Below are 24,269 nucleotides of genomic sequence, written 5' to 3' on the forward strand. Positions count from 1 at the left end.
GTTATTGCGACATATCGCGGTGCGGATTAGATAACATATGCACGGCTGCGATGGTCTGCATATCTTCATAACCACCACCACGGCGAATACCCCGCACTGGGCAGGCATCCAGATAATCAATGCCTACCGCCAGTTTCAAATGCTGGTTCGGTTGGCAGGTATTATTGGTGACATCAAAACTCTGCCAATACCCATTCAGCCACACTTCTGCCCATGCATGGGTCGCGACATGACTGGAGGATTCTGTATAAAGATAGCCGCTCACATAGCGTGCCGGAATATTTAAACTCCGGCAACAGGCGAGAAAGACGTGGGTGTGATCCTGACACACCCCTTGTTCGGCGGCAAAAGCTTGTGCTGCACTGTCCTGCACCGTGGTGGTGCCGGGGCTATAGGGCATTTTTGCCAGCAATTCTCCCATCATTTGCGTCAGGCAGTCTAATTGTGCATCGGCATGGGTAACCCCCTGACAATAACTTGAAGCAAACTGGCGAATGGCGGCATCCGGCTGAGTCAATGGGCTGTGGCGAAGAAAGACCAGTGGAGAGAGGTGGTCGCCGCTGTCATCTTCTACATTGTCCGCAATTTCTACCACGCCCTGAGCTTGAATGGTGATGGCCTGATGAGGTTTATCCAATGTGAGTACATGTAGCACATTACCAAAGGCATCCGTGGTACAAATGGCCTCTTCCGGTAAGGTCAGTTGCCAGGATAAAATGCGCTGGTGGGCCGAATCCTGTGGGGTCAGGCGCAGATACTGGGTGCTGTGTTGCACCTGTTGTGCATAGGTGTAATGGGTACTGTGATCGACATTCAGTCTCATTGGACCTCCAGATAGGTTTGGCGGATGCTGTCAGCGATAGCGTTGATCTTGCCTAAAAAATCCATCAGATAGCTGTGTAATCCGTCGGCCATCACATCCGTAATGCTGCTAAATCGCAGCTCAGCAAGCAAAATATTGACCAGCCGCCGAGGTTGGTTGCTACGATTGCCACCAATCAACGCCAACTGCTGTTCCATATCGTTAATGCAAGCCAGCAGCGAACGCGGGATCTCATTGCGTAAAATCAGTAACTCAGCAATCGCCTCCCGACTCAGTTGCTGCTTATATAAACTGTGGTATGCCTCCCGAGCACTGACGGCGCGTAATAAGGTGTCCATCCGGTAGTATTCGCGTACCGGGTCATCGTCGCTATCCAGTAATTGGTTTTTCACATCCAATAGGCGCGCGGTGCTGTCAGCCCGTTCAATCAAGGTACCCAATCGAATAAAATACAGTGCATCACTGCGCAGCAAGGTGCCATATACCGCACCGCGAAATAGATGTGAGCGCTCCTTAACCCAATCAAAAAAGGCATCAATTCCGGTAGCGCTGATACCTTGGCGGCGTAGCTGTTTCATCTCAATCCAGGTGGCATTGATACTTTCCCAAACCTCGGACGATAAGCTGCCGCGTACTGCATGGGCATTGTTCCACGCCATCTGCAAACAACTAAAAATACTGCTGGGGTTGTTGCTGTCGAGCACGAAGAAATTCAACAGGTGGGTCATCGAGACCTGCGGATAGTGCTCGATAAACAGTGTCTGGGTGTTGCTCAGGCTGAGTGGCACCAGTAGATCAAAATTCACCCGATTGCTGGTTGGCATCATCGATAACCGGTTGGTGACATCCAGCACCCTGGTGATGTTTTCTGCCCGCTCCAGATAGCGGGCCATCCAATAAAGCTCACTGGCTGTTCGGCTTAGCATGCATCGTCCTCCAATACCCAGGTATCCTTGGTTCCGCCACCTTGCGAAGAGTTAACGACCAACGACCCTTCTGCCAGTGCGACTCGGGTTAAGCCCCCAGGCACTAAACGAATTTCTGCACCACACAGGGCAAAAGGACGTAAATCAATATGGCGCGGTGCAAGTCCGCTATTCACAAAGGTCGGGCAGGTAGAAAGGGCGAGGGTTTCTTGTGCGATGTAATTTTGTGGTCGCGCCAAGAGTAATTGGCGGAATTGGGCTATTTCAGCTTGTGTCGCCGCAGGGCCAATCAACATGCCATATCCCCCGGCGCCATGAACTTCTTTCACTACCATCTGATCCAGATTAGCTAATACATATGAAAGATCAGTGGGTTGACGGCATTGCCAGGTGGGAACATTCGCCAGAATAGGTTCTTCGGAAAGATAAAAACGAATCATTTCAGGGACATAAGGATAGATGGATTTATCATCGGCGACGCCAGTACCAATCGCATTAGCCAATACCACCCCACCTGCGCGATATACCGACAGTAGTCCGGGGACACCGAGCATGGAGTCAGGGCGGAAAGCCAGCGGATCGAGGAAGGCATCATCCACCCGCCGGTAGACAACATCGACTTTGCAGGGGCCTGCGGTAGTTCGCATAAATACTGCCCCTTTTTTGACAAATAAGTCAGCACTTTCAACCAGTTCAACCCCCATCTGTTGAGCCAAAAAACTGTGTTCAAAATAGGCACTGTTAAAGCGCCCCGGGGTTAGCACCACGACGGTGGGGTCGTTGACCGGTGTGCTTTCGCGCAGCGTTTGTAACAGGTGAGAAGGGTAGCGCTCAACAGGTGCGATGCGTTGTTGTGCAAACAACTCCGGGTAGAGCCGCATCATCATTTTACGGTTTTCCAGCATATACGAGACGCCGGACGGGGTACGCAGGTTATCTTCCAGCACGTAATAGAGACCATCGTTGTTGCGGACCATATCCACACCGATGATATGTGCATAAGTATCACGGTGCAGGTTAACCCCTTGCATACAGGGCTGATATTGGTCATTCGCCAGCACTTGTTCGGCCGGAATAATGCCCGCTTTCAGGATATGTTGTTCATGGTAAATATCATGTAAGAACGCATTCAACGCTTGTACGCGCTGGCGAATGCCGCGATCCAGCATTTGCCATTCGCTGGCGGGAATAATGCGTGGCACGCTATCGAACGGTATTAATCGCTCTGCGCCATCATCGTCACCATACACATTAAAGGTAATGCCTACCCGGTGAAATAGCAGTGCAGCTTCTTCACGCTTACGCGCAATGGTTAGCTGATCGGCCTGTTGTAACCATTGCCAATAGGCATCGTAATGGCCTCGGTGTTGGCCCTCAGCCAGTAACATTTCATCGAAAAATCGTGATACGGAAAGGTCGATGTTCAGCATTATCACCTCGCTAACAGAACAGGCTGTATTGGTGATCACGCATAAACTGTGCCAGCTCGTAAAACAGGCAAAATAAAGGGGATTAGAGCGATTTCAGCCCTATTAGGGTGCAATTAGTGAGTGTAGTGCATTATTACCGAGCAGAAAGTTGCCACATCATGATCATGATGATCTGCAATAGCGCATTGTGAAAGGCACAGAGAAAATATTAGCAGGATAACAATAAAAAACGGCTGGTAATCACCAGCCGTAGACGCAATGACATCAGAATTAACGACGTACCGCGATAGCTTCGATTTCGATCTTCACATCTTTTGGCAGACGCGCAACTTCAACACATGAACGCGCAGGGAATGGCGCATTGTGTTCAGTAAAGAAAGCTTCGTAAGTGGCATTAACTGTGGTGAAGTCATTCAGATCTTTCACAAATACAGTGGTTTTCACGATATCGGCAACTTTCAAACCCGCTGCTTCAACGATAGCTTTTACATTCTCCAGTGACTGACGCGTCTGTGCTGATACATCATCGGCGACCAAACCTGTTTTTGGATCAACAGGGATCTGGCCTGACGTGAGGATCATACTACCCAGATCGACACCTTGAACATAAGGGCCGATGGCGGCAGGGGCGAGCTCAGTGCTGATATTGCGTGACATGTTGACTCCTGGTTACGTAATGCGGAAGGAACCCGTCATCTTTCATGTTGCTGGTATATTGGCTGCGCTCATCGGGACTATAAGCCTCATCCTACGGGCCAGCGTTTGCCGCTTTCCTGCACCATGAAATCTATTGGGTTTAATTATTTCTATATTATAAAGATGGGGTGGGTTACGGCAACCCACGCGAATCAAATTTGCGATGTTGCATTGCTGCGAATATTGCCACTATTGTAAATATTAACGGGCAGCAATATTCGCTTAAGCCGAGCATTAATCCGCTTGCAGCACTTAATCCGCTTGCAGCACTACCTGGTGATCAAACTCTTTCTCGCAATATTTACATTTAAGGTGGATTTCACCTTGTTGTGCTTTTACTTTAAAGCTGGAGTCGACTGGCTCATTGTGGCTGATGCAGTTACTGTTTGGGCAAGTGAGAACGCCATCGATCTGCTCTGGCAGGCTTAGGGTCAGTTTCTTCACCACTTCGTAGTTATCGATGCGGTTAACGGTAGCATCCGGTGCATACATCGCCAGTTGGTTGGCTTGTTGCTCTGTCAGGAAGGTATTTTCTATTTTAATCAAATCCTTACGACCTGACCGTTTAGACGGTAGATTCAATCCAATAGTAATACGTTGATCAGTGGCGGTCAGTTTGAACAGCGACAACAATTTAAAGCCGATTTGTGCCGGAATATGGTCAATCACAGTGCCACATTTAATCGCTTCAACCTGTAGTTTGTAATCCTGAGTCATGTTCAATCCCCCTTAAAGAGCCAATTCTGCGTTTAAAACCAGTGCCAGCAGTGCCTGACGTGCGAAAATCCCGTTACCTGCCTGTTGGAAATAGTAGGCATAAGGGGTCTTATCGACATCGGTGGTTATTTCATCAATTCTTGGCAGCGGGTGTAGCACTTTGAGATTCTCTTTCGCGCCATTCAAATCAGCCGCCCGCAAGATAAACTGTGCTTTGACATTGGCATACTCTGACGGGTCAAGGCGCTCTTTTTGCACCCGGGTCATGTAGAGAATATCCAGTTCTGGCACCACTTCTTCAATGCTTTCGTGCAGGCTGTATTCGATACCTTTTTCTGCCAGCATTTGCAGAATATAAGCAGGCATTGCCAGAGCATCCGGGGCGATAAAGAAGAAGCGGTTGCCGGTGAATTTGGCTAGCGCCTGCGTGAGTGAGTGCACGGTACGGCCATATTTCAGGTCGCCGACCATAGCGATATTGATGTTATCCAGCCGGCCTTGGGTTTCCTGGATGGTGAACAGATCGAGCAGCGTTTGCGTCGGGTGCTGGTTTGCACCGTCACCGGCATTAACTACCGGTACATTCCCCGAGAACTGAGCGGCCAGACGGGCGGCCCCTTCTTGTGGGTGACGCATGACAATGGCATCCACATAGGTACTGATGACTGACATAGTATCTGCCAGTGTCTCGCCTTTTTTGCCAAGGGAGGTATTACTGCTATCAGAAAAACCGACCACTGAGGCACCTAAACGGTGTATGGAGGTTTCAAATGACAAACGAGTGCGGGTCGAGGCTTCGAAAAAGCAACTGGCGATCACTTTGTGTTTTAGCAACTCAGGTTGCGGACTACTTTTCAGGCTGGCGGCGGTACGCAGCACCAACTCCAGTTCGTCGCGACATAAATCGTTAATTGAGATGATATGTTTGTGATACAACGTGTTGGCCATTTTTCGCTCTCCTCTATGACCCGTTATACTTCCAGCTGCATGTGTGTTGGCTGCTTTCGCTCACCCCGGTGACTTACTTGTCGTTGACCTTAAAATAAATAAGCTCCTGGGGATTTACTCAATTGCCGCCTTCCTGCAACTCGAATTATTTAGGGTATATATTTTAATTGGTGATAATGCTTAATTCGGCACCGATCAGCAGACAAAAAAAAGCCCCTCAACGAGGGGCCTTACGGGATCGGTTTAGCAACGGGAGAAAGAACGGCAGTTGGCTGCCTGTTGGCAGGCAATTTTGTCGACCATCGAGAGGGTCATTTTCAACAAAACGCACTTGGCTTTCCATCATATCTCCCGGCAAATTGTGGCGAATTATACTCGCGTGTGGTTTCTCTGCAAGGGGTAAAAGCCGCATTTTTGCGATTAGCAAACGATTACTCATCAGGATTGGTTTCAATTATCTGATGATTAACGCCAATGGCCGCCCTCTGGATGGCATTATCACCGGAGGGAATACAACCTGATTTTGTCGCCCGCTATTCAAGTGATTTGACTAGCTTGCCAGGTAAATTACCGAGGATGAAATCATTGATGATACTGTCAAAATCCTTATCGCTCTTAAAGCCTAATGCTTTGGCATAATGTGCTGCGAAATCCCCAGGCCAAGAGCTTACGATTTTCTCAATTAAGGGATCTTGCTGAATCTTAATGTGATCAGCGACAGCGTCACCTGCAATACGCCGCAATGCATCAATCATTTGCTGTACGGTAATAGATAGCCCAGGCAAATTAATCACCCGCCCACCCTTAAGTTGACTGGTATCCAATTGGTGACCATGGATAAGATTATTAATTGCCATCTTCGGCGATAGCAGCCATAACGGTGTTTGCAGGCTAACAGGGCAAACCACGTCAATACCTTGCAACGGCTCACGGATAATGCCGCTGGCAAAACTGGAGGCCGCGCGGTTTGGTTTTCCTGGGCGTACCACAATGGTTGGCATACGCAGGCTACGACCATCAACAAATCCCCGGCGGCTATAGTCTGCTAACAATAAATCGTTTAATGCTTTTTGCGTACCATAGGAACTCTGAGGCGACCATACCTGTTCATCCGGCACGACAGCCGGTAACTCACCGCCAAATACCGCTACTGAACTGGTGATAATCACTTTAGGGCAGTGTCCAAGCTGACGAGCGCGCTCGAGTAAACTGCGGGTAGCATCAAAATTGATCCGCATACCCAAATCAAAATCTTCTTCTGCCTGACTGGAGACAATCGCTGCCAGGTGGAAAACGGTGTCAACGTGTTGATTAAAAACGCTGGCAAGCCAGTGCGGATCAGCGATATCACCGCAAAAAACCTGTACCCGTTCATCTGTAATCGCCTCCAGAGGCACCACATCACAGGCTATAATTTTACTGATCCGACGCTGCTGACCTTGCTGGTCGGTTAGATAATCCTGTGTCAGTAAATGTTCAATCAACCGACGACCAAGAAAGCCCGCAGCTCCTGTTACCATTATGTTCATCGTCTTATCCTTTATCTGCATTGTTAGCGGTTTACTGTCTTGGCCGGGACTAAAAATACGAGCGCCGCACCAATAAATAGCATGGTGGAAATAATCAGCATTCCGGTAGTGGTGCTTTGGGTCAGGTCTTTCAGGTAGCCCATCATATAAGGTGCGACAAAGCCTGCCAGGTTGCCCCAGGAGTTAATCAGAGCGATGCCGGCTGCGGCTGCGGTTCCACCGAGGAACGCAGTTGGCAGGCTCCAAAATAGTGGCAAGGTACTCAATGCCCCCATGGCACCCAGAGTTAAGCCCATCATGGCAATAACGATGTTGTCACTGAAACTGGCGGAAATAATCATCCCGATCCCGCCCAATGTCGCGGTTAAAGCCAGATGCCAGCGCCGTTCGCGCAAACGGTCAGCACTACGTGATACTACGATCATGGTCAGAGCGGCGGCACCGTAAGGAATGGCACTTAACAAACCAATGCTCAGTACGTCTTTTACCCCACTCTCTTTGATCAGTGTCGGTAACCAGAAGCCGATAGTGTAGAAACCTGCAATCAGGCAGAAATAGATAAGCGTGAGCAACCAGACTCGGGGTTGCAGGAAAATCTCTTTCAGGCTGCTGTGGACATGATGTTGTGTGTCGTTATCAATGTTGGTCTGTAAGATCTTTTTCTCTTCGTCGGTTAGCCATTTGGCATGACTGATACGGTCAGTCAGTTTAAAAATCACCAAAATACCGATTAAAACGGATGGGATACCTTCCAGGATAAACATCCATTGCCAACCTGCAAAGCCATGGAATCCATTAAATGCGCCCATGATCCAACCCGATAACGGTGCGCCTATCACGCCGGATAATGGAACGGCGGTGGCGAATAAGGCGTACATGCGGCCACGGCGGTTAGTTGGGAACCAATAAGAAAGATAAAGAATGACGCCGGGATAGAATCCAGCCTCTGCAATTCCCAGCAAGCAACGCATTACGTAAAATGACATCGGTGTGGTGACAAAAGCCATCCCTGCCGAGATGATGCCCCAGGTGATCATAATACGCGCAATCCACAACCGTGCCCCTACGCGGTGCAGCATCAGGTTACTGGGGATTTCCAGAAAGAAGTAGGCAATAAAAAAGATCCCGGCGCCGAATCCATACACCGCCTCTGAAAATTGTAAGTCATCCGCCATCTGCAATTTGGCGAAGCCAACGTTAACCCGATCTAAATAAGCGACGACATAGCACAGCATCAGTAAGGGTAAAATATGCCACGCAGCCTTGCGATAGGCATGGTTCTCTGCGGGGACCACGTTAGGTATCACTAATTGTTCAGTGGGTGATTCAGACATGATGGAGCCTCTTATTTTAGTTATTTGCAGGGGAACAAGGTTCAGCGAAAATCCGTTTGGTTATCGCGCTGGCGTTGTACAGAAATAGAGGATGTTAATTTTAGTTATTTAATGTTTAATAAAGTTAAAAGTAAGGGTTTTTTCAGCAAGTAAATGCGATTAAACTCACAATTGTTAACAATAGGTAAAGGAGGTAATGTAATGCTTTGATTTAAAGTGGATTTAAAATTCAAATTTTCACAAAAATAAACATCAATCCAGCTAGAGCGAGTTATAAATGGAGGAACAATAGGGAATAGAGGGTAACAGGTGTGACCGGCACTGATGTAACAGGAAACTCGGTTGTATCGGCCAACAGACAAGAACACCACGATTTATCGATGCCGCTGAAAGGGAGGAGTATCTGTGCTGGTATGGGCGTCATGCTGTTGGTGGTGGCCATCAGTTAGCATCATGGGTTTTCTGGCAGTGAAAAGGGGTGGGCGCTGTATTTAATTGAAAGGACCGGGATAGCACCAAAAGGCGATAATCACGTGAATCGGTCAGCGTGAACGATGGTTAAGGGGGATAGGTGTGAAAATGTTGAATAGCAAAGGTGGTGTGCTTCAGCCATTAGTGATTGTTTGGGCACCGCTCACCTGAGCGGTGAAAATCAATCTTCATCAAAGCCGGAATTAAATAACTCAATCACTGCCGCCAGCGCCTGAATTTCATCAGGGCCGGTCGCTTCAACCTCAATCTGACGGCCTTTGGCTGAATCCAGCATCAGCAGTGCAATAACACTGCTGGCCTCAGCTTCGGTACCGCTATCGTTGCGTAACATTACTTCAGCATCAAAACTCTGAACCAGTTCGAACAATTTCATTGCGGGTCTGGCGTGCATCCCCAACTTGTTTTTGATCTCAACGGTCTGCTTGATTGTCATTATTTACGCTTTTCCAGAGTACGGTGGCGTGATTGGACATTTTTGCCGCGAGCGCGGAAATAATCGGCCAACTGTTCAGCGACATAAACCGAGCGGTGTTTACCACCAGTACAACCAATGGCAACCGTCAAATAACTGCGGTTATTGGTTTCCAGCATCGGCAGCCACTGTTCCAGATAGCTGCGGGTCTGATACACAAAGTTATGTACTTCGGTATGGCGATCCAGGAAAGAGATTACTGGCTTATCCAAACCTGTCATTGGGCGTAATTTAGGGTCCCAGTGCGGGTTTGGCAAGAAACGCACATCGAAAACATAATCGGCATCGATGGGGATACCGTGTTTAAAGCCAAAAGACTCAAACACCATCGTCAATTCGCGTTCACGTTTACCCAACAGGCGGGTACGCAGCATCTCAGCCAATTCATGCACTGACATTTCAGAGGTATCAATGATCAGATCAGCCCGTGAGCGCAGAGGCTCCAACAGGTCACTTTCTTCATCAATAGCACTTTCTAATGACAGGTTTTTGGTCGATAACGGATGCAAGCGACGGGTATCGCTATAGCGACGAATCAGGGTATTGCGATCGGCATCCAAAAACAGCAACTGTGGTGAAAAGCTGTCCGGCAGTTGAGTCATGGCATGTTCAAATACCTCAGGTGATTCAGGCATATTACGTACGTCTATGCTCACTGCGGCAGAGATATTCCTATCGGCAAGTGTACTCGCCAATTGCGGCAGCAGAACCACAGGCAAGTTATCGACACAATAAAAGCCCATATCTTCCAATGCGCGCAAAGCAACAGACTTCCCTGAACCGGAACGGCCGCTGACAATCATCAGCACCATGTGAGTAACTCCCCTTGGTATTTATCCCCGTCATCTTTCAAGTTGTAGGCGTGTTGAGCGCTTGCCCACATCTTGAAATTTATTGGGTATACATTAGAACCCTATATTCCGGCTACAAGATCCGGGCATAACGGATAAAATAGTTTCCACTTTCCCAATTACGCCGTTTCCGGTGGTAATTCAGTAATGATTTGATAAAGCTCATCATCACTTTGTGCTGCACGCAGACGCCGACACACTGTTTTATCAGCTAATCGCTTGGCCACTAAAGACAAAGTGTGTAAGTGAGTTTTACATTGATCTGCCGGAACCAACAAGGCAAATAACAGATCAACCGGTTGGTTATCAATAGCATCGAAGGCAATAGGTTGTTCCAGACGGATAAATACACCCACTGCACGCAGTGTGTCTTCTTCCAACTTGCCATGAGGTATCGCGATACCACTACCAATACCGGTGCTGCCCATACGTTCGCGGGTTAAGACAGCATCGAAAACCACCTGTGAAGGTAGGTTAAGTTGCTTGGCAGCCAACTCGCTGATAATTTCCAAAGCCCGTTTTTTACTTGAGCAATGTACGGAGCTTTTGGTGCACTCGATATTTAATACCGAGCTTAATTGCAATGCTGGATCGTTGATCATCTCATCTTTCACTTAAGCGCTGTTTTAAACCGTTTCCGGCGGAGATTCACTCCCGACGCTGGAAACGGTTATGTAGCGAGTGTAGAACCTTTATGGGTGAATATACCCTTTGTACTTGAAGCTACAGGGTTGTTCGCTATGTTTACTTACCCGAATCACTGACTTTAGTCAGTTCATCGAGATGAATAAGCCTGCTTGCAGAAATACGATTAAAATCGGTTTCTGGCCAATTTGTCATTCGTTTGCTGCCTACCTGCAACGCCATGTTCTTTGGGTATAACAGTCGCAAGGATTCTTAGTGTTGTTTCAATTTGTCTTTATGTTTGTTCAACTGGCGGGCCAGTTTATCAACCAAAATATCAATTGCGGCGTACATATCCTCCTGCTCTGAGCTTGCGTGCAACTCGCCTCCATTCACATGTACCGTTGCTTCTGCAATTTGTTTTACTTTCTCAACACTTAAAACCACATATACCTGGTTAATGCGATCAAAATATTGCTCAAGTTTGGCAAATTTAGTGGTAACAAACTCGCGTAATGCTTCGGTTATTTCGACATGATGTCCGGTAATATTGAGCTGCATAGTGTCTTCCTTCTCAGTTCAGGTCAAACCAACTGTTTACGCTGATTTGACGGCGGGATGGATAACGACTCTCGGTACTTCGCGACGGTACGCCGTGCCACCATGATGCCTTGTTCACATAATAATGTGGTCAGTTTACTGTCACTAAGAGGTTTAGCAGGATTTTCTGCTGCAACCAATTTTTTCACCAGTGCACGAATTGCAGTGGAAGAAGCTTCACCTCCGCTATCGGTATTGACGTGGCTGGAGAAGAAATATTTTAGCTCGAAAATACCCCGTGGACTGTGCAGGAACTTCTGCGTGGTCACGCGAGAGATTGTCGACTCATGCATATCCACAGCCTGGGCGATATCGGCCAGTACCATGGGTTTCATAAATTCAGGCCCATTCTCAAAAAACGCTACTTGCTGCTCTACAATACAACGCGCCACCTTCAGCAGTGTTTCATTGCGGCTTTCAAGACTTTTTATCAACCATTTTGCTTCTTGCAAATTGCTACGGATAAACTGCCCGTCACTGTCATTGCGGGTACTGCTACCCATCGCCGCATACTGCTGGTTGATTTTTAGGCGTGGAATGCTATCGGCATTCAGCTCGACCGTCCATTGATCTTTGTCTTTACGCACCAAAACATCGGGAATGACGTACTCGGACTCCCCGGTATTGATGGATTGACCCGGACGCGGATCCAGAGACTGAATCAGGCCGATCGCTTCTTTAAGTGTATCTTCTTTTAGCCGACTCAAGCGGATCATCGTACGGAAATCATGGTTACCCAGCAAATCCAGATAATCGCTAACCACCAGACGTGCTTCGGCAAGATAGGGGGTATCTTTGTCATATTGTGACAACTGTACCAACAGACATTCACGCAGGTTACGTGCCGCGACACCAATAGGATCAAAGTGTTGTATCCGCTTAAGCACCGCTTCTACTTCATCCAGTGCGACGTTCTCGTCCCCCATGCTTTCCAGAATATCTTCCAGTGGCACCGTAAGGTAACCGGTTTCATCGACCGCATCCACGATAGAGGTCGCAATGGCAACATCAGTATCAGAGAATGGGGTTAAATCCACTTGCCACATCAGGTAGTCTTGTAGCGTTTGGGTCGTTTCCCCTTGATAAACCGGCAACTCATCATCGCTATAATCATTGCCCATTCCTGATGGCGTGCCTGCGGTGTAGATCTCATCCCAGGTGGCATCAAGTGGCAACTCTTCGGGCATATCTTTTTGTTCCAGCGCCTCGCGGGTATCAAGCGATTCACTGTCTACGGTCTCTTTTGCATCTATCTCTTCATGAAGATCAGTTTGCTCAAGCAGGGGGTTACTCTCCAGCGCTAACTGAATCTCCTGCTGGAGTTCAAGTGTAGAAAGCTGCAACAAGCGAATAGCCTGTTGAAGCTGCGGAGTCATAGCCAGTTGTTGGCTGAACTTGAGTTGCAAACCTTGCTTCATAATGCGGTATCAATTTTCCTTTATAGATGAAGGAATATCCGTCATCTTTCAAATTGCAGGGGTATTGGCTGCCGGTTACTTGGCCGCACCTGCGGGCTAGCATAAATGCTGTTTAAATCGATTTATGACCGATTTTATTGTTTGCCGCCTTCCTGCACCTTGAAATCTATTGGGTATTGGAAAAAGGTCAGAGACGGAATTCTTCACCGAGGTAAACACGCTTAACTTGTTCGTCAGCCAGGATTTCCTGTGGCGTACCGTGAGCGATTAAATGACCCTGGCTTACGATATAAGCCCGCTCACAGACGTCTAACGTTTCACGCACGTTATGGTCGGTAATAAGAACGCCAAGACCACTGTCGCGTAGATGTTCAATAATTTTTTTAATATCGATAACGGAAATCGGATCAACCCCGGCAAAAGGCTCATCCAGCAGAATAAACTTAGGATTTGCCGCCAGTGCACGGGCTATTTCAACACGGCGGCGTTCACCACCGGAAAGCGATTGCCCCAAGTTGTCACGTAAATGGGTGATATGGAACTCTTCCATTAATTCATCAGCCCGTTCCTCACGCTGCTCAACAGAGAGGTCTTTACGGATCTCCAGCACCGCCATTAAGTTGTTAAATACACTCAGGCGGCGGAAAATAGAGGCTTCTTGCGGTAAATAACCAATACCGCGACGAGCGCGTTCATGGAGAGGCAAGAGGCTGATATCTTCGTCATCAATCACAATACGCCCGGCGTCACGCTGGACAATGCCGACGACCATATAAAAAGTGGTAGTTTTCCCTGCGCCGTTCGGCCCAAGCAGGCCCACTATCTCACCGGATTTCACATTGAGGCTTACGTCTTCGACCACTTTACGGCCTTTGTACGCCTTAGCCAGCTTTTCTGCGATTAATGTTGCCATAAATGATTACTTACTCTTCTTTTGGCCTGAAGCTGCTGGCCCTTTGTCTTGTAATTGGGACGGTAATAACACGGTGGTGACGCGGTTGCCTTTATCACTGAAGGCTTCCATCTGCTGTTTTTTCACCAGATAAGTGATGCGATCACCTTTGATATTACTATCAAGTTGCTCCAGATAAGCATTGCCAGTCAACACCACAAAATCATTTGCGACTTCATAACGCAGTTTCTGCCCATGGCCTTTTACGGGTTTGCCACTGTCTTGCATCTGGTAGAAAGTGACTGGATTACCATAACCTTCAATGACCATTTTGCTTTGATCACCGCCTGGGCGCGTAACCACGACTTTATCAGCTTTAATCTCAATGGTACCTTGCTTGATAACCACATTGTCGGTAAATGTGACAGTATTGGCCTCCATATCTAACGCTTGTTTAACGGAGTCAACCGTGACGGGCTGATCAGTATCACCCGTTAACGCCAGAGCGGGCAGGCTTGCGGCCAAAAGTGAACTGGCAAGCAAAAAATGACGAAGTTTATTTTTGGATTTCATAAGAGGTTTTAACCTTTTCAATCAGCTCAGCGGTTTTGTCCCGCAAGTTCCCACGCATTTTCATGCCGTTAGATGTGAATCCAACACCAAAGAGGGTAACTTCATCGTCTGAGGATACATCCTGAGTGATCAAATTAACCTGGGCGTTATCGGTTTTAATTTTTTGTAACTGTGCGTCTGGTGTCAGGCTATCAACTTCAACATGACCATACAAATACAGCATCTTATCATTGGTCAGTTTGGCGCGGTCGGCGCGCACTGTCCAAGTAGCGACTGCATTCTCCGCAAACAGAGTCATGACCGGTTTGGTAAACCAGGTTAACTCTTGAGTGCTGAAGTTTTGTACGTCTTCTGCCACCAATTTATAATTCAATTGCCCGACCGGATTGAATACCACGGTCACAGTATGCTGGCTCTGCGAAGAAGGCTCATTATCAGTGGCCACGGTTTGTGTGTCCTGCTGATTAAAGCCGGATATATTCCAGCCAATCAATGCCAAAGCAATCAGTGCCAAGGATAATGTTATCCATAGTCTTGTTTTACTCATATCGACAATCCTTTGGCACCTTCAAGTTTATCTTGAGCTAATAATATCAAATCACATATCTCGCGTACTGCACCGCGCCCGCCATGGATTCGCGTCACATAATGTGCCTTGGGAAGAAGTAACGGATGGGCATCCGCGACTGCAACAGATAACCCAACTTGTGCCATGACCGGCCAATCAATCAGGTCATCCCCAATATAAGCAACCTGCTCAGGCTGGCATGCTAATGCTACCAACAATTCGTTATAGGCCACCAGCTTATCAGATTGCCCTTGATAAAGGTGGGTAATGCCTAAGGTGTTGGCGCGGTCTTCCAGTAATTTTGCGCGACGGCCAGTAATAATGGCTACTTCAATACCTGAGGTTATCAGGCAGCGGATACCATAGCCATCACGCACGTTGAAAGCTTTCAGCTCTTCGCCCTGATTACCCATATAAATCAGGCCGTCGGACATCACACCATCGACATCACAAATCAGTAGGCGAATTTTCGCCGCACGTGACATCACAGTGTCGGCTACTGGTCCATAGCATGTGTCCTGATATACGGTGTCGCTCATTTTTCCCTTCTTACTTGACGTTGCAGCGTTGTTAGCTGCTCTCTCTCACCCGAATCACTTGACTATGCAAGCTCATCGGGATGCATTCGTTTGCAGCCTAGCTGCAACCCCAATTAATTTGGGAAACTCTTCTTACTTGACGTTGCGGCGTTGTTAGCTGTTTTATTCACCAGACAGTCCACGGTTAGACCACGCCGGCTCTCAGCATGTCATGCATATGCACCACACCCAGCAACTGATCGCCATCTGCGACCAATACGGCGGTAATATGGCGCAACTCCATCAGGTTGAGTGCATCCACAGCCAACATGGTTGGAGGGACTCGAATACCGCCACTGGTCATTACATCTGCAATTTTCGCGTTATTCAGATCGACACCCAAATCAAATATTCGGCGCAAGTCACCGTCGGTAAAGATACCTTTAATCATCATCAAATCGTCACAGATGACAGTTAAACCCAGATTCTTCCGAGTAATCTCCAGTAACGCATCGCGTAATGACGCATCGGGACTGATGTGCGGGAGCTCTGCACCAGTGTGCATGATATCGCTGATTCGCAACAGTAACTTGCGCCCCAGTGCTCCGCCTGGATGGGAGAGAGCAAAATCTTCTTGAGTGAAGCCTCGGGCCTGTAACAATGCAACTGCAAGCGCGTCCCCCATCACCAAGGTGGCTGTGGTACTGGTGGTCGGCGCCAACCCTAATGGGCAGGCCTCTTGTGGGACCTTGATGCACAAATGAATATCGGCCGCTTTACCCATGCTACTTTCAGGATTATTGCTCATGCAGATTAGCGGAATTTTTTGGCGCTTTAGAACCGGGATGAGAGCGAGGATCTCGTTAGATTCCCCTGAATTAGAGATGGCGAGCACAATATCTTGTGGCGTGACCATGCCGAGATCGCCATGACTGGCTTCACCGGGGTGGACGAAAAAGGCAGGTGTTCCCGTGCTGGCGAAGGTGGCGGCAATTTTGCAACCAATATGGCCAGATTTGCCCATCCCCATAACCACAACTTTGCCATGGCAGTTAAATATTGCATCGCAGGCTTTGGCAAAATCGTCATTAATATATTGATCGAGTTGTGCCAGTCCTTCGCGCTCAATCTGCAGCACCTGTTTTCCCGCCTGTTGAAAATCCACTCTTGGCAATGAGTTAATACCCGACGGTGAATCAGTTGCTGGCTGTAAATCATAAGAAGACATACTTGGTTCCCATTGAATGAACATGGTTATGCCACATTAAAGGGTGCAAAAAACAGCACCGCTAGATAAGCGATAAACCCACATAATAACAGAGCACCTGCCATATGACCGATGCGATGTTTACGCCCCAGGCAAAGAAGGGTAAATATCACACTGACACCGAGCATCACCCAATAGTCGCGCTGGAAAGCTTCTGGATTAATATCGCCAGGGGAGAGCAGAGCAGGTACACCTAACACAATCACAATATTAAAAATGTTCGAACCGATGATATTGCCGACCGCCATATCATCTTCCCCTTTCAGCGCGCCAGCGATAAAAGTAGCCAGTTCAGGCAAACTGGTGCCAATGGCAATAACAGTCAGCCCTATAACCAGTTCACTGACACCTGCGACCCGGGCAATGACCGTGGCATTATCGATAATCATTTTGGCCGAGAGTGGCAAGATAATGAAAGCTAACACTAACCACAAAAGAGCGACGGTATTGCTACTGTCTTGAGGCAATTCAGCCAACTGTTCGCGAGTCAGGATGTCATTGCCTTCCACATGGGCCAGACGGGCAATTTTCAGCATCAGAATAATAAACGCCGCTGCTGCTACCAGCAAAATAATACCATCTCCACGGCTGAGATGGTTATCAGCCAGCAGGAAACCACATAGCACCGTCACTACCAGCATCAACGGTAATTCACGGCGTAAAATCTCTGATCGTACTGTTAATGGGCGTATAAGGGCTGCACCACCGACAATCAGCAGTAAATTGGTAATATTAGAGCCAAGCACATTCCCAACCGCCATATCGGTTTGATTATTCAGTGCTGCAGTCACCGAAACGATCAACTCAGGTAGCGATGTGCCGATACCGACGATGGTCATCCCAATAATAAGGGGGGGGATGCCGAAAGAACGGGATAACACAGCGGCGCCATAAACTAATCGATCAGCGCCATACACTAATAAGACCAAGCCGATGATTAATAGTGTTATCGCAAGAGGCATGCAGAGTCCTTTATTAGGTATAATCCCGATCCGTTGGTAGAAGCTGACTGTTGGTAACCCATTTTCGGTGGAAAACAGCTAGCCCATGGGTAAAAACCACTAACAGCGTTTTACGCTCTTTTTTGAGTTAACCCTAATTTTGACTGTGAGTGCCAGAAAAGTAAAACTTATGGCAACTTTGGCTACGAAAAAGTGACAATAAGTTGCCAAAATACTTCCCATTGTGCTCGTTGCCGCCATTTGATGTAGCATTGGCGCTCGGATGAGTAATTAAAGGCCTAAAGGGACGAATGATAATGAAGCAATTGTCGTCGAATTTGATAGAGATCCGCGGGATGAGTTTTACCCGTGGTGAGCGTCCGATATTCGCCGATATCAACATGACGGTCCCCCGCGGCAAAGTGACTGCGATTATGGGGCCATCAGGAATTGGTAAAACCACATTGTTGCGCCTGATCGGTGGGCAACTTGTACCGGATGCAGGTGAAATCTGGTTTGATGGTGATAATATTCCGGCGCTTTCACGTCAGCGTTTGTATGATGTGCGTAAGAAAATGAGCATGCTGTTTCAATCTGGTGCGTTATTCACTGATTTGACCGTGTTTGAGAATGTGGCTTTCCCATTACGCGAACATAGCCGTTTGCCGGAGGAATTGCTGCACAGTACGGTGATGATGAAGTTGGAAGCCGTGGGGCTGCGTGGGGCGGCTAATCTGATGCCTGCCGAACTTTCCGGCGGTATGGCGCGGCGTGCTGCACTGGCAAGGGCCATTGCCCTTGATCCTGAATTGATTATGTTTGATGAGCCATTTGTGGGTCAGGACCCTATAACTATGGGGGTGCTGGTAAAACTGATTGATGAGCTGAATCATGCATTAGGCGTGACTTGTGTGGTGGTTTCCCACGATGTGCCTGAAGTCCTTAGTATTGCTGATTATGCCTATATTGTTGCCGATCAGCATGTTATTGCCGAAGGAACACCGGAACAGTTGCAAGCCAATAGCGATATGCGGGTGCGCCAGTTCCTTGATGGTATTGCCGACGGGCCGGTGCCTTTCCGTTTCCCAGCCGGTGATTATAAAACTGAGCTGTTATACCCAAAGTAATTGGAGTTGCAGGTAGGCAGTAAGCGAGCTATCCCCGATGAACTTACTCGGTTAAGTGGTTCGGGAGTTATCGTAGCTAACCCCCTGTAGCTTTAAATACGAAGGAGATAGGCTGATGGAGTATTCATGTTAGTACAGGCGTTAGCGTCTTTAGGGCGTAGGGGCATTAATGTCAGCGCATCCTTTGGTCGCGCGGGTTTAATGTTATTCAATGCCCTTGTCGGGCGGCCTGAACCGCGAAAACAATGGCCATTATTGGTTAAACAGCTCTATAGCGTCGGTGTGCAATCGCTACTGATTATCGTGGTTTCCGGTCTGTTTATCGGCATGGTTCTGGGGTTACAGGGCTTTTTGATCCTCACCACATACAGTGCTGAAGCCAGTCTTGGGATGATGGTGTCTTTATCACTGCTACGTGAGTTGGGGCCAGTGGTAACCGCACTGTTGTTCGCCGGTCGCGCCGGTTCTGCTCTAACCGCGGAGATTGGCTTGATGAAAGCCACTGAACAGATTTCCAGTTTGGAAATGATGGCAATCGACCCGCTGCGTCGAGTGGTGGCTCCCCGGTTCTGGGCAGGTCTTATCAGTATGCCATTATTAACCGCTATTTTTGTTGCCGTCGGTATCTGGGGTGGCTCTGTGGTGGGGGTTGACTGGAAAGGGATCGATGGCGGTTTCTTCTGGTCGGCGATGCAAAATGCTGTGGAGTGGCGTACCGATTTACTGAATTGCCTAATTAAGAGTCTGGTATTTGCTATTACTGTGACCTGGATTGCGCTGTTCAATGGTTATGATGCGATCCCAACATCTGAAGGGATTAGCCGGGCAACGACCCGTACCGTAGTGCATTCATCGCTGGCGGTATTGGGATTGGATTTTGTGCTGACAGCACTGATGTTTGGGAATTGAGTCGATGCAAACGAAGAAAAGTGAAGTCTGGGTAGGTTTGTTTATACTGATTGCTATTCTGGCGGTCGTATTTCTCTGCCTGAAGGTTGCGGATATCAAATCAGTAGGCAACCAGCCGACTTATCGAATTTATGCAACGTTTGACAATGTGGGTGGTCTGAAAACCAATTCGCCGGTCAAAATTGGCGGTGTTGTGGTGGGGCGGGTGGCTGACATCACGCTGGATACCAAAAACTACAGCCCACGTGTGGCGATAGATATTCAGCAACGTTATAACCATATCCCGGATACCAGCTCTTTGGCGGTACGCACTTCTGGCTTATTGGGTGAACAGTTCCTGGCACTAAATGTCGGTTTTGAAGACCCGGATATGGGCACCACTATTTTGAAAGATGGCGGTATAATTCAAGACACCAAATCTGCACTGGTGTTGGAAGATCTTATCGGCCAGTTCTTGTACAAGAGTGGCGGGGATGGTAATTCTGATGCGCCAGCAAGTGAGCCAGTAGCCCCAACGGCAGCGGCGCCCACTCCGACAGATAACGGCAGCTTACCTGCAACTCAACATCCTTAAGAGGGTCTCTGAATGTTTAAACGTTTACTTATGGTTGCGTTGCTGGTGGTAGCACCACTGGCGAATGCTGTCGATCAAACTAATCCATACCGAATGATGGATGAAGCCGCGCAAAGAACATTCACGCGCTTAAAAACCGAACAACCTAAGATCAAACAGAACCCAGACTATTTGCGCACCATCGTACGTGGAGAACTGTTGCCATTTGTCCAGATCAAATACGCCGGTGCGTTAGTCCTGGGTAGCTATTATAAAGCGGCGACCCCTGCGCAGCGCGAAGCGTACTTCAATGCGTTCAGTCAATATCTGGAACAGGCTTACGGTCAGGCATTGGCGCTGTACCACGGCCAAACTTACGATGTTGCACCAGACCAACCACTGGGTGATGCCAATATTGTTGCTATTCGCGTGACTATTCTTGATCCAAATGGCCGACCACCTGTGCGTTTAGATTTTCAATGGCGTAAAAATAGCCAAACCGGTAACTGGCAGGCGTATGACATGATAGCCGAAGGGGTTAGCATGATTAGTACTAAGCAAAATGAGTGGGCTTCTATCCTGCGTCAGCAAGGGGTTGATGGCCTGACTAAGCAGTTGTTGATCGCCGCGAAACAGCCAATTACGTTAGATAAGCAATAATTATGGTAGATAAATTGAGCTGGCAGTCACAGCAAGAAACGCTGGTGCTGCGAGGTGAATTAGATCGTGAAACACTGTTACCACTTTGGCAGCAGCGTGAGGCGTTATTGGCGGGTAAGACTCATATTGATGTCAGCCAATTACAGCGTGTCGACTCATCCGGTCTGGCATTGCTGGTGCACTTTCGCGAACTGCATTCTCTTCATGAACCGGCAGGCAAACAAAGTGTCTCATTAACGATTACTGGTGTCAGTGATCGGTTGTCTACTCTAATTGAGCTGTACAACCTCCAGCACATCATTCCGGTAGAAATGGCTCGTTAGTTAAGTTCGCGGCTTTCTGTGTCGTCTATACCAAAAGCTATACCCAGGTAAGAAGGGTATAAAAGCCAAAGATATTCAAAGGCCCCTGTGCGTAACAACGAAACAGGGGCTTTTCTTTAGTTTCGGAGCTCGCCGTATTCCACTAATATGTTTGGCTGGCTATGCTTCACTTAAAAATAACGATCCTCTTAAAATAGAATGAATCTTATGGATACTAACGAAATTAAAGACGTGCTGATGCAAGCATTAGCATTACAAGAAGCGCATGTTACCGGTGATGGCAGCCACTTTCAGGTGATTGCTGTCGGTGAGTTATTTGCCGATATGAGCCGGGTGAAAAAACAGCAGGCTGTGTATGCGCCTTTGATGGAATATATCGCTGATAACCGTATTCATGCCTTATCAATTAAGGCCTATACGCCGCAAGAGTGGCAACGGGATCGCAAACTAAACGGCTTTTAATGCTGTTGGCCCGGGAGCTGTTTAACGAAGCGTCGACAGTTCTAAGGCGGGCAGTAAATTCGAATTGACAACAGAGAGTGGTCACAATGGATAAATTTCGTGTGCAGGGGCGGACTCGCCTAAGCGGTGAAGTCACTATTTCAGGAGCGAAAAACGCCGCATTGCCAATAATGTTTGCTGCATTGCTGGCTGAAGAACCAGTAGAGTTGCAAAATGTCCCACAGCTAAAAGACATTGATACCACCATTAAGCTGCTCAGCCAATTAGGCACAAAAATTGAGCGTAATGACTCTGGTTCAGTTTTTGTTGATGCCAGCGGCGTGGATGAGTTTTGCGCTCCTTATGATTTAGTCAAAACCATGCGTGCCTCTATTTGGGCGTTGGGGCCACTGGTTGCCCGTTTTGGCAAAGGCCAGGTTTCTTTACCCGGCGGCTGCGCTATCGGTGCGCGTCCGGTTGATTTGCATATTTCCGGTTTGGAACAACTGGGTGCTGAAATCAAGCTGGAAGAGGGCTATGTTAAAGCGTCCGTCGATGGCCGCCTGAAAGGCGCGCATATCGTCATGGATAAAGTCAGCGTTGGCGCGACTGTTACCATTATGAGTGCTGCCACATTAGCTGAAGGCACCACCGTAATTGAGAATGCGGCCCGTGAGCCAGAAATTGTCGATACGGCTAATTTCCTCAATACGCTGGGTGCGAAAATCAGTGGTGCAGGTACTGACAGAATTACCATCGAGGGCGTTGCTCGCTTGGGTGGTGGTGTTTATCGTGTGCTGCCTGATCGCATTGAAACCGGTACTTTCCTGGTTGCTGCGGCCATCTCTGGTGGTAAGGTTGTGTGCCGTCAAACTCGGCCTGATACGCTGGATGCGGTATTGGCTAAACTGCGTGAAGCGGGTGCTGATATTGAGATTGGCGACGACTGGATAAGCCTTGATATGCACGGGCAGCGTCCGAAAGCGGTTACGCTACGCACTGCGCCGCACCCTGGTTTTCCAACCGATATGCAGGCTCAATTCAGCTTATTGAATTTGGTGGCGGAAGGAACCGGTGTTATCACTGAGACCATTTTTGAGAACCGCTTCATGCATGTGCCTGAGCTTATTCGGATGGGCGCACATGCAGAAATCGAGAGCAATACCGTGATTTGTTATGGTGTTGAGCAACTATCAGGTGCCCAGGTGATGGCCACTGATTTGCGTGCTTCAGCCAGTTTGGTATTAGCGGGCTGTATTGCTGACGGGGTAACTATCGTTGATCGTATTTATCATATCGACCGTGGCTACGAGCGTATCGAAGATAAATTGCGTGCCTTGGGTGCCAAGATTGAGCGTATAAAAGGCGAATAAACCCGCTAAAACGCAAGAAAAACAGATGCCAGCCGATGATATCGCGCTGGCATTTTTTATGGCTAAACTCTTCTTCTATCACGACGTAAGTGCAGTTGGCTGCTTTTTTACCCGAATTTCAAGATGACTATTACGGTTGTGGGGTTGTCTGATGACCTAGCACGGCATTTTGATCTAACTCGCTGATAGTGATTTGTGCCGTCATCTGTTGGCCGTTACGTAACAATAAGATAGGGATGGTGGTGCCGGGGCGGATTTCTGCTACCTGATCCATAGTTTCGATAACGGATGTCGCCGGTTTATTATTAACACTAAGGATGATATCGCCAATTTGCAGACCTGCATCTACTGCGGGGCCATGAGCTGATATGTCATTGACCTTAATCCCATGCACCCGATCCGTACTATTGCCGCTGGCATTGAAGGGCGGATATTCCTCGCCGGTAACTCCGATATAGCCACGTATCACTCGACCGTCACGGATAAGTTTCTCCATCACTTTGGTCGCAAGTGCTGTCGGAATCGCAAAACCAATCCCTTCCGGTGTTTCGCCGTTACTGCTCTTATCAAAGGACAGAGTGTTAATTCCCATCAGTTCGCCCAAGGTATTCACCAGCGCACCGCCAGAATTCCCCTGATTGATTGAAGCATCGGTCTGAAGGAAGTTTTGTCGCCCGGAATCACTTAAACCAATACGCCCAGTGGCGCTGATAATCCCTTGGGTGACGGTTTGGCCAAGGTTATAAGGGTTACCAATTGCCAGCACGACATCACCGATATGGGGGGCACGATTAATATTGATTGGAATTACTGGTAGGTTCACCGCATCAATTTTTAGTACCGCTAAATCAGTTAAGCCATCGGAACCCACGAGTAATGCCTCGGATACTCGGCCATTTTGTAGTGCCACAATTATCTGTTCAGCATTATTGATAACGTGCTTGTTGGTAAGGATATATCCCTTATCACTCATGATTACGCCAGAACCCAATGTACGAATAGCCAGTCCATCTTGTGTCGAGCTTAGGCTACGGTTATAGACATTAACCACCGCAGGGGCAGCTCTGCGTACCGCCTGGTTATAACTGGCTGGAGCCTCTTCATCTATGCTATTGCTCTTGCCGGAAAAGATATGGCCCGGACTACGGAGCATAGGTATTGCGACCAGCAAGACACCGGCAATAATTAGCCCCAAAATAATAGAACGCAATAGCTTAAGAAACATGAGGTTTAAGGCGTAAATGAATGGATGACAGGAGGATAG

The 24,269-nt window shown here is 48.1% G+C and carries 27 protein-coding genes; 7 read left to right on the top strand and 20 right to left on the bottom strand.

Going from position 1 to position 24,269, the window contains the following annotated elements; all coding sequences use genetic code 11:
* Nucleotide 1: 1 nt before the first annotated feature.
* The 19 genes from A6J66_019350 to A6J66_019440 all read right to left on the bottom strand — a co-directional run bounded on the left by A6J66_019350 (nt 2) and on the right by A6J66_019440 (nt 17,640).
* The gene (locus tag A6J66_019350) at nt 2-823 is read right to left on the bottom strand and encodes a transglutaminase family protein (protein ID PNM26126.1); all 822 of its coding nucleotides are present in this window, start codon (nt 821-823) and stop codon (nt 2-4) included.
* A complete protein-coding gene (locus A6J66_019355; protein ID PNM26127.1) occupies nt 820-1,749 on the bottom strand; it encodes an alpha-E domain-containing protein in 930 nt (309 codons plus the stop codon). Before A6J66_019355 ends, A6J66_019350 begins: the two co-directional genes overlap by 4 nt.
* The gene (locus A6J66_019360) at nt 1,743-3,179 is read right to left on the bottom strand and encodes a circularly permuted type 2 ATP-grasp protein (protein PNM26128.1); all 1,437 of its coding nucleotides are present in this window, start codon (nt 3,177-3,179) and stop codon (nt 1,743-1,745) included. Before A6J66_019360 ends, A6J66_019355 begins: the two co-directional genes overlap by 7 nt.
* Before the next feature lie 270 nt (nt 3,180-3,449).
* Complete coding sequence (locus A6J66_019365; GenBank protein ID PNM26129.1) at nt 3,450-3,836, bottom strand: 2-iminobutanoate/2-iminopropanoate deaminase; 387 nt, start codon at nt 3,834-3,836, stop codon at nt 3,450-3,452.
* Nucleotides 3,837-4,127: 291 nt separating this feature from the next.
* Complete coding sequence (locus tag A6J66_019370; protein PNM26130.1) at nt 4,128-4,592, bottom strand: aspartate carbamoyltransferase regulatory subunit; 465 nt, start codon at nt 4,590-4,592, stop codon at nt 4,128-4,130.
* Nucleotides 4,593-4,604: 12 nt separating this feature from the next.
* Nucleotides 4,605-5,540 (bottom strand): aspartate carbamoyltransferase, encoded by a 936-nt coding sequence (locus A6J66_019375; GenBank protein PNM26131.1) that lies wholly within the window; start codon nt 5,538-5,540, stop codon nt 4,605-4,607.
* 533 nt (nt 5,541-6,073) lie between these two features.
* Nucleotides 6,074-7,069, bottom strand: coding sequence for an NAD-dependent epimerase (locus A6J66_019380; GenBank protein ID PNM26132.1), 996 nt, complete (start codon nt 7,067-7,069; stop codon nt 6,074-6,076).
* A gap of 23 nt (nt 7,070-7,092) precedes the next feature.
* Complete coding sequence (locus A6J66_019385; protein ID PNM26133.1) at nt 7,093-8,403, bottom strand: MFS transporter; 1,311 nt, start codon at nt 8,401-8,403, stop codon at nt 7,093-7,095.
* Nucleotides 8,404-9,055: 652 nt separating this feature from the next.
* A complete protein-coding gene (locus tag A6J66_019390; GenBank protein PNM26134.1) occupies nt 9,056-9,328 on the bottom strand; it encodes a phosphocarrier protein NPr in 273 nt (90 codons plus the stop codon).
* Nucleotides 9,328-10,179: an RNase adapter RapZ gene (locus A6J66_019395; GenBank protein PNM26135.1), complete on the bottom strand. Its 852-nt coding sequence runs from the start codon at nt 10,177-10,179 to the stop codon at nt 9,328-9,330. Before A6J66_019395 ends, A6J66_019390 begins: the two co-directional genes overlap by 1 nt.
* Nucleotides 10,180-10,337: 158 nt before the next feature.
* Nucleotides 10,338-10,820, bottom strand: coding sequence for a PTS IIA-like nitrogen regulatory protein PtsN (locus A6J66_019400; GenBank protein PNM26136.1), 483 nt, complete (start codon nt 10,818-10,820; stop codon nt 10,338-10,340).
* Between the two features lie 295 nt (nt 10,821-11,115).
* The gene (locus tag A6J66_019405) at nt 11,116-11,403 is read right to left on the bottom strand and encodes a ribosome hibernation promoting factor (protein ID PNM26137.1); all 288 of its coding nucleotides are present in this window, start codon (nt 11,401-11,403) and stop codon (nt 11,116-11,118) included.
* Nucleotides 11,404-11,426: 23 nt separating this feature from the next.
* A complete protein-coding gene (locus A6J66_019410) occupies nt 11,427-12,860 on the bottom strand; it encodes an RNA polymerase factor sigma-54 (protein PNM26138.1) in 1,434 nt (477 codons plus the stop codon).
* A gap of 187 nt (nt 12,861-13,047) precedes the next feature.
* A complete protein-coding gene (lptB, locus tag A6J66_019415; GenBank protein ID PNM26139.1) occupies nt 13,048-13,773 on the bottom strand; it encodes an LPS export ABC transporter ATP-binding protein in 726 nt (241 codons plus the stop codon).
* 6 nt (nt 13,774-13,779) lie between these two features.
* The gene (locus A6J66_019420) at nt 13,780-14,325 is read right to left on the bottom strand and encodes a lipopolysaccharide ABC transporter substrate-binding protein LptA (protein PNM26140.1); all 546 of its coding nucleotides are present in this window, start codon (nt 14,323-14,325) and stop codon (nt 13,780-13,782) included.
* Nucleotides 14,309-14,872: an LPS export ABC transporter periplasmic protein LptC gene (gene lptC / locus A6J66_019425; GenBank protein PNM26141.1), complete on the bottom strand. Its 564-nt coding sequence runs from the start codon at nt 14,870-14,872 to the stop codon at nt 14,309-14,311. The genes A6J66_019420 and lptC overlap by 17 nt, the downstream gene beginning before the upstream one ends.
* Nucleotides 14,869-15,432: a 3-deoxy-manno-octulosonate-8-phosphatase KdsC gene (locus tag A6J66_019430; protein PNM26142.1), complete on the bottom strand. Its 564-nt coding sequence runs from the start codon at nt 15,430-15,432 to the stop codon at nt 14,869-14,871. The genes lptC and A6J66_019430 overlap by 4 nt, the downstream gene beginning before the upstream one ends.
* A gap of 184 nt (nt 15,433-15,616) precedes the next feature.
* Entirely contained in the window at nt 15,617-16,594 is a 978-nt protein-coding gene (locus tag A6J66_019435) for an arabinose-5-phosphate isomerase KdsD (GenBank protein PNM27082.1), read from the bottom strand.
* 71 nt (nt 16,595-16,665) lie between these two features.
* Nucleotides 16,666-17,640 carry a calcium/sodium antiporter gene (locus tag A6J66_019440; protein ID PNM26143.1) on the bottom strand — a complete coding sequence of 325 codons (975 nt, stop codon included), beginning with the start codon at nt 17,638-17,640 and terminating at the stop codon, nt 16,666-16,668.
* Nucleotides 17,641-17,936: 296 nt separating this feature from the next.
* On the opposite strand from A6J66_019440, the gene A6J66_019445 reads away from it, so the two are divergent.
* From A6J66_019445 to murA, 7 genes are all read left to right on the top strand, one after another.
* Nucleotides 17,937-18,746: a phospholipid ABC transporter ATP-binding protein MlaF gene (locus A6J66_019445; protein PNM26144.1), complete on the top strand. Its 810-nt coding sequence runs from the start codon at nt 17,937-17,939 to the stop codon at nt 18,744-18,746.
* 126 nt (nt 18,747-18,872) lie between these two features.
* On the top strand, nt 18,873-19,655 hold the full coding sequence (locus tag A6J66_019450; protein ID PNM26145.1) for an ABC transporter permease: 783 nt from the start codon (nt 18,873-18,875) through the stop codon (nt 19,653-19,655).
* Nucleotides 19,656-19,659: 4 nt separating this feature from the next.
* On the top strand, nt 19,660-20,229 hold the full coding sequence (mlaD, locus tag A6J66_019455) for an outer membrane lipid asymmetry maintenance protein MlaD (protein PNM26146.1): 570 nt from the start codon (nt 19,660-19,662) through the stop codon (nt 20,227-20,229).
* 12 nt (nt 20,230-20,241) lie between these two features.
* Nucleotides 20,242-20,868, top strand: a complete 627-nt coding sequence (locus A6J66_019460) for a phospholipid-binding protein MlaC (GenBank protein ID PNM26147.1) — start codon at nt 20,242-20,244, stop codon at nt 20,866-20,868.
* 2 nt (nt 20,869-20,870) lie between these two features.
* Nucleotides 20,871-21,191, top strand: coding sequence for an STAS domain-containing protein (locus A6J66_019465; protein ID PNM26148.1), 321 nt, complete (start codon nt 20,871-20,873; stop codon nt 21,189-21,191).
* 198 nt (nt 21,192-21,389) lie between these two features.
* Nucleotides 21,390-21,653, top strand: coding sequence for a BolA family transcriptional regulator (locus A6J66_019470; GenBank protein ID PNM26149.1), 264 nt, complete (start codon nt 21,390-21,392; stop codon nt 21,651-21,653).
* 86 nt (nt 21,654-21,739) lie between these two features.
* Nucleotides 21,740-23,005 carry a UDP-N-acetylglucosamine 1-carboxyvinyltransferase gene (gene murA / locus A6J66_019475; GenBank protein ID PNM26150.1) on the top strand — a complete coding sequence of 422 codons (1,266 nt, stop codon included), beginning with the start codon at nt 21,740-21,742 and terminating at the stop codon, nt 23,003-23,005.
* Nucleotides 23,006-23,135: 130 nt separating this feature from the next.
* On the opposite strand, the gene A6J66_019480 is transcribed toward murA, so the two are convergent.
* Entirely contained in the window at nt 23,136-24,230 is a 1,095-nt protein-coding gene (locus A6J66_019480) for a serine endoprotease DegS (protein PNM27083.1), read from the bottom strand.
* Nucleotides 24,231-24,269: the final 39 nt, after the last annotated feature.

This window comes from Yersinia enterocolitica, from assembly GCA_002082245.2.
GTDB classification, from domain to species: Bacteria; Pseudomonadota; Gammaproteobacteria; order Enterobacterales; family Enterobacteriaceae; genus Yersinia; species Yersinia enterocolitica_E.

What these genes read in the sequence shown, in the direction of transcription:
- A6J66_019350 (PNM26126.1), bottom strand. Translation starts at nt 823, where the DNA reads ATGAGACTGAATGTCGATCACAGTACCCATTACACCTATGCACAACAG.
- A6J66_019355 (PNM26127.1), bottom strand. Translation starts at nt 1,749, where the DNA reads ATGCTAAGCCGAACAGCCAGTGAGCTTTATTGGATGGCCCGCTATCTG.
- A6J66_019360 (PNM26128.1), bottom strand. Translation starts at nt 3,179, where the DNA reads ATGCTGAACATCGACCTTTCCGTATCACGATTTTTCGATGAAATGTTA.
- A6J66_019365 (PNM26129.1), bottom strand. Translation starts at nt 3,836, where the DNA reads ATGTCACGCAATATCAGCACTGAGCTCGCCCCTGCCGCCATCGGCCCT.
- A6J66_019370 (PNM26130.1), bottom strand. Translation starts at nt 4,592, where the DNA reads ATGACTCAGGATTACAAACTACAGGTTGAAGCGATTAAATGTGGCACT.
- A6J66_019375 (PNM26131.1), bottom strand. Translation starts at nt 5,540, where the DNA reads ATGGCCAACACGTTGTATCACAAACATATCATCTCAATTAACGATTTA.
- A6J66_019380 (PNM26132.1), bottom strand. Translation starts at nt 7,069, where the DNA reads ATGAACATAATGGTAACAGGAGCTGCGGGCTTTCTTGGTCGTCGGTTG.
- A6J66_019385 (PNM26133.1), bottom strand. Translation starts at nt 8,403, where the DNA reads ATGTCTGAATCACCCACTGAACAATTAGTGATACCTAACGTGGTCCCC.
- A6J66_019390 (PNM26134.1), bottom strand. Translation starts at nt 9,328, where the DNA reads ATGACAATCAAGCAGACCGTTGAGATCAAAAACAAGTTGGGGATGCAC.
- A6J66_019395 (PNM26135.1), bottom strand. Translation starts at nt 10,179, where the DNA reads ATGGTGCTGATGATTGTCAGCGGCCGTTCCGGTTCAGGGAAGTCTGTT.
- A6J66_019400 (PNM26136.1), bottom strand. Translation starts at nt 10,820, where the DNA reads ATGATCAACGATCCAGCATTGCAATTAAGCTCGGTATTAAATATCGAG.
- A6J66_019405 (PNM26137.1), bottom strand. Translation starts at nt 11,403, where the DNA reads ATGCAGCTCAATATTACCGGACATCATGTCGAAATAACCGAAGCATTA.
- A6J66_019410 (PNM26138.1), bottom strand. Translation starts at nt 12,860, where the DNA reads ATGAAGCAAGGTTTGCAACTCAAGTTCAGCCAACAACTGGCTATGACT.
- lptB (PNM26139.1), bottom strand. Translation starts at nt 13,773, where the DNA reads ATGGCAACATTAATCGCAGAAAAGCTGGCTAAGGCGTACAAAGGCCGT.
- A6J66_019420 (PNM26140.1), bottom strand. Translation starts at nt 14,325, where the DNA reads ATGAAATCCAAAAATAAACTTCGTCATTTTTTGCTTGCCAGTTCACTT.
- lptC (PNM26141.1), bottom strand. Translation starts at nt 14,872, where the DNA reads ATGAGTAAAACAAGACTATGGATAACATTATCCTTGGCACTGATTGCT.
- A6J66_019430 (PNM26142.1), bottom strand. Translation starts at nt 15,432, where the DNA reads ATGAGCGACACCGTATATCAGGACACATGCTATGGACCAGTAGCCGAC.
- A6J66_019440 (PNM26143.1), bottom strand. Translation starts at nt 17,640, where the DNA reads ATGCCTCTTGCGATAACACTATTAATCATCGGCTTGGTCTTATTAGTG.
- A6J66_019445 (PNM26144.1), top strand. Translation starts at nt 17,937, where the DNA reads ATGAAGCAATTGTCGTCGAATTTGATAGAGATCCGCGGGATGAGTTTT.
- A6J66_019450 (PNM26145.1), top strand. Translation starts at nt 18,873, where the DNA reads ATGTTAGTACAGGCGTTAGCGTCTTTAGGGCGTAGGGGCATTAATGTC.
- mlaD (PNM26146.1), top strand. Translation starts at nt 19,660, where the DNA reads ATGCAAACGAAGAAAAGTGAAGTCTGGGTAGGTTTGTTTATACTGATT.
- A6J66_019460 (PNM26147.1), top strand. Translation starts at nt 20,242, where the DNA reads ATGTTTAAACGTTTACTTATGGTTGCGTTGCTGGTGGTAGCACCACTG.
- A6J66_019465 (PNM26148.1), top strand. Translation starts at nt 20,871, where the DNA reads ATGGTAGATAAATTGAGCTGGCAGTCACAGCAAGAAACGCTGGTGCTG.
- A6J66_019470 (PNM26149.1), top strand. Translation starts at nt 21,390, where the DNA reads ATGAATCTTATGGATACTAACGAAATTAAAGACGTGCTGATGCAAGCA.
- murA (PNM26150.1), top strand. Translation starts at nt 21,740, where the DNA reads ATGGATAAATTTCGTGTGCAGGGGCGGACTCGCCTAAGCGGTGAAGTC.
- A6J66_019480 (PNM27083.1), bottom strand. Translation starts at nt 24,230, where the DNA reads ATGTTTCTTAAGCTATTGCGTTCTATTATTTTGGGGCTAATTATTGCC.